This is a genomic window from Paraburkholderia sp. (genome assembly GCF_034668105.1).
In the GTDB taxonomy this organism is placed as follows: domain Bacteria; phylum Pseudomonadota; class Gammaproteobacteria; order Burkholderiales; family Burkholderiaceae; genus Paraburkholderia.
In genome coordinates this window covers 1-3672 of sequence record NZ_JAXDPY010000506.1, presented here as the reverse complement: position 1 = coordinate 3672, position 3672 = coordinate 1, and the positions used below count along the sequence as shown (strand labels likewise).

At 59.6% G+C, this 3672-nt stretch carries 3 protein-coding genes and 1 pseudogene; all 4 read right to left on the bottom strand.

Annotated features, from left to right (window positions below):
- Positions 1-621 (bottom strand): lactonase family protein (locus QOC89_RS22670; RefSeq protein WP_323047064.1); only part of this gene is annotated, 621 nt, incomplete at its 3' end.
- 312 nt (positions 622-933) lie between these two features.
- Positions 934-1596 carry an aspartate/glutamate racemase family protein gene (locus QOC89_RS22665; RefSeq protein ID WP_323047063.1) on the bottom strand — a complete coding sequence of 221 codons (663 nt, stop codon included), beginning with the start codon at positions 1594-1596 and terminating at the stop codon, positions 934-936.
- Positions 1597-1619: 23 nt separating this feature from the next.
- Positions 1620-2321 (bottom strand): substrate-binding domain-containing protein, encoded by a 702-nt coding sequence (locus QOC89_RS22660; protein ID WP_323047062.1) that lies wholly within the window; start codon positions 2319-2321, stop codon positions 1620-1622.
- Positions 2322-2361: 40 nt separating this feature from the next.
- A pseudogene (locus tag QOC89_RS22655) lies at positions 2362-3640 on the bottom strand (MFS transporter).
- Positions 3641-3672: the final 32 nt, after the last annotated feature.

Below are 3672 nucleotides of genomic sequence, written 5' to 3'. Positions count from 1 at the left end.
GACCGCGCGAAATTCGCTTAGCACGTAGAGCCATTCTCCGCCCGGCGACAGGCGCATGTGACGCGGGCCGAACCCGGCCTCGAACGATACGGTGTCGACCACCTTAAGCGGCTGCGCCTGGTTCTCGTCGATCGTGCAGCACAGTAGCTCGTCATTGCCGAGGGAGGTCGCATAGACGTAACGGTTGTCGTCCGACACAACCACCGCATGTGCGTTTCGAACGCCGGAGAGCGTTTGGAGCGGTGTGCTGTCACCGGCTTCCAGCCGCGCGAGACTGTACACGATGACTTCGTGGCCGCCGGACGATGCGCCGAACAGAAAGCGGCCAGATCGGTCCGTCGCGATCGACGCCAGGCTCGCATTGATCGCGACGCGGTATTCGTCGGCGAGCTGACCGGTGCGCGTATCCAGCCTGCATTTCACGAGTGACGGCGAGGCACCTCGCGTTGCCGCGTAGATCGCCTTTTGGTCGGCGGACAGCGCGAGCGGCATCACCTGGGAGCCGACCTCATGCCGTTCGCCCGCACGCAACGTTGGCGTTGATGAGCCGAACTCGTAGGTCGACAGGTCGCCGTCGCCTGAGTTCGAGACTAGTACCGTGCAGCTTTTCAAAATATCCACGATGTTTAATCCGATGGGAATTGCGAATGGTGGTCGGAATCAGCTCCGCCAGCAGGCATCGATTTTACGTACCATTTCGCGCATACGCATGATGCCATGCATGCGACGCGGTCAATTTGGACACGGAGGTCTGCCTCGTACCTGAACGGCTGCAAGCAACGTAGAAAAGTGGGTGTCGGGATAAGGGCGGCAAGATCCGCAGGTAGGCAAGTCAGCAACCAGTTCGACTTGCCTGTCGAAGGCATGGAGCGATTTCGTCTTGTCGCGCCGTTTTGCGCGACCGTCGGTAACACGACGGCGCCCTAGCGGGTCCTAACGGCCTGTTTCCACGAGTTCGCGCATGCGCTCAACGGCAGCTTGCGGCGCCGTCAGCACCGGCACGGAGATTTTATCGCGCACCTGTGCGGCTGCGCGCGAGGTCGAAAAGTGCGCCAGCATGACGACATCGCAGTCGGCCAGCTCGGGGGCCCGCGCCGCCACGAGAGTGTTGTGGCGCTCTACATTCCCTCGGCGCAGTTCGTCGATGGCTTCATCGACCAATACCGTCTTTAGTTCGGCCTTGCTGCCAACCTGGGCAACGTATTCGTCGAACTCCTCGGTCATGGTGATAACTGCGGGTCCGAACGTCGCCAGCATGCCAATTCGCAGACCGTAGGAGACAGCCGCCTGAAACATGGCCTCATTCGGTTTTAGCACCGGCACCGGCAGCGCCGCCGCCAGGCGATCGATAGCGGGACCGAATGCAGAACAGGTGATGAGAATGGCATCTGCGCCCATGTCGTAGCCGTACCGACCAAAGCGCACAAAGCGCTCTATCAGCGGCTCCGAGAGCTCGTTCTCGCGGGCCCGGTCGATGGTCAAGCCATCGTCGAGCAGGTTGATGGTCTGTGCCTCGGGCCACACTTCGGCGAATGCACTATGAATCGGTTGCATGGCGACGGGGGTGGCATGCAGCAAAACAATTCTTGATGTCATTTGTACTCCATTCACAAGCGGGTTCACCAGCGGGCCGTGAGTCCATTGCGTTCGTAGATCGCTTTCGCGTGGCCGCTGGTCAGCACTTTGAGCAGGTCATGTGCCACTGGCCGGTCCACGGAAGCGCTGCAAATGCCGACGCTCAGCGAGACAATCTGCTGTATCTTCGCGGGAAGCGGACCGACAATGTCGATGCCGTCAACCGCACTAAATTCGCTGATTTGCTGGATCGCGATATCCGCTTCGCCACTTACCAGTCTTTCCGCAACAAGGCCTTTGTCGATAGGGGTGGCCCGACGGTTGATTTCTTCAAGATGCCCGTTCTCGCGCAGCAGTTGCTGCAAATAAATGCCGCTCGCGCCGCTCAATGAATACGCTACGGAACGACTCTTCAACAGGGCGTCGAAGAAATTCTGCACGGAAGAAATATCCGGGCGCGGCGCCCCGCGCTTGACTGCCACGCCAATGGAAGATTCCACCAGAGGCAGGCAATGTCGCGCAGCAACCCATCCTGCGTCGACCATGTTTTTCATCGCGCTGTCAGTCACGATGATCGCATCGGCCGTGTCGCCCTTTCTCAGGCGCGCCTCGATGACCGTAGTAGGATCCCAGCCTATCGTCGCATCGATTCCGTGTTCGCGAAGGGCAGCGATCATGCCGTTGTCAAATGCCGCGCGGACGGCTAGCGCGCTGAACAAGCCGGCCTTGTAAGCATCAGATTGCATGGGTATTCACCTGTACTGTTAAAAAGTTCACGTTGCCGGCCTATTTGCTCGGCGAACGCATTTCCACTTTGGAGGCCGCCGGTCGCCCGAACAGGACGGCAATGACAGCAGAAAGCACGAGCGTCGCGCTGACGAAGTAAAGCCCCGAAGAATAATTGCCTGACAGGTCGCGCAATTTGCCAATGACCATCTGCCCTACCGTGCCGCCGATCGAGCTCCCTTCCGAGTTGATCAGGCCGATGCCTGCCGCGGCGGCCGAGCTCGAAAGAAATAGCGTCGGCATGCTCCAGAACGGCGGCTTCGCTGCATTGATACCGAAATTGGCGACCGACAGGGCTATCACCAGCACCAGCGCGGAAGCCGCCTGGCCGGCGACGACCATGCCGAGCGCGCCCGCGAGGCAGGCGATGGCGACATGCAGACGCCTTTCGCGCTGACGATCGGAGCGCCGCCCCCAAACAGACCATGCCGACAACCGCAACCAGATTCGGGATCGCGTTGATGATGCCCAACTCGACGAAGCGGAAGCCGAACTGTTTGAACAGCATGGGTGCCCAAAAGCCGATCGCGTAAAGCCCCATCGATGTCCCCGAATAGACCAGCGCTAGAAGCCAGACGCGGATATCCTTGAACGCAACCCAGACATTGGAGGCGCTCCGCGCCGCTTTTTCGGAGTGCTCTTTTTCCAGCTCCTGGGTCAACCAGCGCCGCTCATCCTGTTCGAGCCACTGTGCGTCTTCCGGCTTGTCGGTCAGATAGACCAGCGCAACGAATCCCAGCACAACCGTGGGAAGGGCTTCGACGATAAAGAGCCATTGCCAGCCATGCAGGTGAGCAACACCATTCGTGCATTGCAGTAGCGCGCCCGAAATTGGAGACCCGATCATGTTGGATAACGGCGCCGCCGCCATGAAGATCGCCGTCACGAACGCGCGATGACGGGTCGGATACCAGAAGCTAAGGTACAGAATGACGCCAGGAAAGAAGCCTGCCTCCGCGACGCCAATAAAGAAGCGCAGCAAGTAAAAGCTCGTGGGATTCGTTGCCAGGGCATTCGCTGCGGAAAGCGAACCCCACGCGAGCATCATCAAGGCAATCCAGCGGCGGGCTCCGATGCGATGCAGAGCGATATTCGACGGCGTGCCGAAGATAAAGGTACCTATAAAGAACACTCCGGCGCCAGTTCCGAATACTGCGTTGGTGAAGCCGAGATCGTGGTTCATTGTCAGCCCCGCGAACGCGACATTCACGCGATTCAGGAAGCTGAGGAAGTACAGAATGATGAGGAACGGAATGATCCGCCGCGACACCTTGCGGATCGTTCTGTGCTCCCGTGTCGAGTGGGCGTCTA

Coding starts and splice junctions, on each gene's coding strand:
- QOC89_RS22665 (WP_323047063.1), bottom strand. CDS start 1,596: ATGACATCAAGAATTGTTTTGCTGCATGCCACCCCCGTCGCCATGCAA.
- QOC89_RS22660 (WP_323047062.1), bottom strand. CDS start 2,321: ATGCAATCTGATGCTTACAAGGCCGGCTTGTTCAGCGCGCTAGCCGTC.